At 61.9% G+C, this 1,822-nt stretch carries 2 protein-coding genes; both read left to right on the top strand.

Annotated elements, in window-relative coordinates; genetic code table 11:
- Positions 1-896 (top strand): lytic murein transglycosylase (locus V6C16_RS12295; protein WP_333543331.1); only part of this gene is annotated, 896 nt, incomplete at its 5' end.
- A 638-nt stretch (positions 897-1,534) separates the two neighbouring features.
- Positions 1,535-1,822 (top strand): HDIG domain-containing metalloprotein (locus V6C16_RS12300; protein ID WP_333543332.1); only part of this gene is annotated, 288 nt, incomplete at its 3' end.

Here is a 1,822-nt window from a genome sequence, read left to right on the forward strand (position 1 = left end):
CTCCGGTCTGGCAGCCGCTGGTCACGCGGCTTGCCGCCGACGGGTTTTCCGGCCCCCGTGTCAATGCCCTGTTGGCTACCCTGGCTCCCGTACCCAGCCAGTCGCCCATGGGCCGCAAAATGGTTGAACTCTACAAAAGCCGCTTCATGCCCCGGCCTCCTTCCGCCAAGCCTACGCCCACAACCTACTACAAAGGTGTAGTCACGGAACAGAACGCCGCCTTGTGCCGCGCTTTTATTGCCGAGCACAAACAGGCTTTCAGCCAGGCCCAGACCCGGTATGGGGTTCCTTCGTCAGTGGCCGCGGCCCTGCTCTTTGTGGAAACCCGCCTTGGCAAGGTTTTGGCCGACGTGCCGGAAAACGCCCTCTACACCCTGGCGAGCATGGCAGTGAGCCGCGAGCCTTCGGAAATAGACCAATGGCTGCCGCGCATGCCTGGCTATGAAGAGCATATGGCCTGGCTGCAGGAGACCATGCCGAAACGAGCGGACTGGGCCTATAAGGAACTGCGGGCGCTTGTGAGCCACCTCCTGCAGGACGACCTGGACCCCAGCTATCTGCCCAGCTCCATTTACGGCGCAGTGGGCCTGTGCCAGTTCATGCCCTCCAACATCGCGGCCTACGGGGCGGACGGTGATGGCGACGGCAGGGTAGACCTGTTTCATGTGCCTGATGCTGTGGCAAGCCTGTCCAACTACCTGGCCCGCCACGGCTGGAAACCCGGCATAAGCCGGGCGCAGCAGCACAAGGTGCTCATGACCTATAACCGTTCGACGGTGTATGCCAACACTATCCTCGCTCTGGCCGATCTGGTGCAAAAAGGGGCAACTGCCCCGGCCAAAGGGACCGTGCGCGGGAAGACAGAAAAAAATGCCGCCCCCGGCAAGGGGCGGTAGGACACGTCCCCGCGGACCGCAGGAACTGGCCCCCTGAAGCAGGGCGGCGCTGGGTTTGTCATCAGACGTGTCCTTGCGGTGATGTGATCACAGACATGTCCATGCCATTTGCCTGAGTTTGCCTGATGGGGAGTGCTGAAAGTATCAGCGGCCTCCCCATCGGCCAGCCCGTGCGGCTTGTGGTGCGTTGTGTCCGCCCCGGCGGTTGCTCCGCACGGCAGGCGGCACTGCGCCGCCAGACAGTTCGCGCAAGGCATGCCGATTTTTCCGCGCAGGGCTTTCTGCTCTCATGAGCATCGTGCTCCCTGCTCTCTCAAGTTATTATTTCATCTACCGATGAAGTGAATGTGGGGTTCCCCCACCTGTGGCCGCCTGTTTCGTCAACAGGCCCTTTTCGGCGTATCTGATGGCATGCCGGAACTGAAAAGGTCACCTCTGCCGGTTTGTCCCGGCAATGGCTCGCTTTCGCGCTGTCCGGCACAGGGTCGGGCAGCGGCCCGAAAGTGGGTATTTGCGGTTGTGTGCCCGCAAATCGCCCGGCGTTCTTTTGAGCGCCGGGTGTACTTTTTGGCCTGTGCAAACACATGCGCCCTGCGGCTTTTCTTGCCATCACGCCTGCCCGGTGGCATACTTTCCGCATGAAGAGCTCATCGCAGTCCGAATTTCCCCGGCCACGGCGTCCGCTGGCTGATCTGCCACAGTTGCCGAGGCTTGGCGATCCCGTCCGGCCCCGCAGCGTGCCTGACGATGAGGCATGCTTTGCCCTGTGGGACAAGTACGACATGTTGCCCAACATACGGCGTCACTCGCTCATGGTGGCCCATATTGCCTGTGCTTTGGCGTTGCGCGCGGCGTCGCGAGGTTTTGACGTCAATGTGCCGGAGGTGCGCGCCGGAGGGCTGCTGCACGATCTTGCCAAAACGTAC

Origin of the sequence: Desulfovibrio sp. 1188_IL3213 (assembly GCF_036763145.1) — a bacterium.
Lineage (GTDB): Bacteria > Desulfobacterota > Desulfovibrionia > Desulfovibrionales > Desulfovibrionaceae > Desulfovibrio.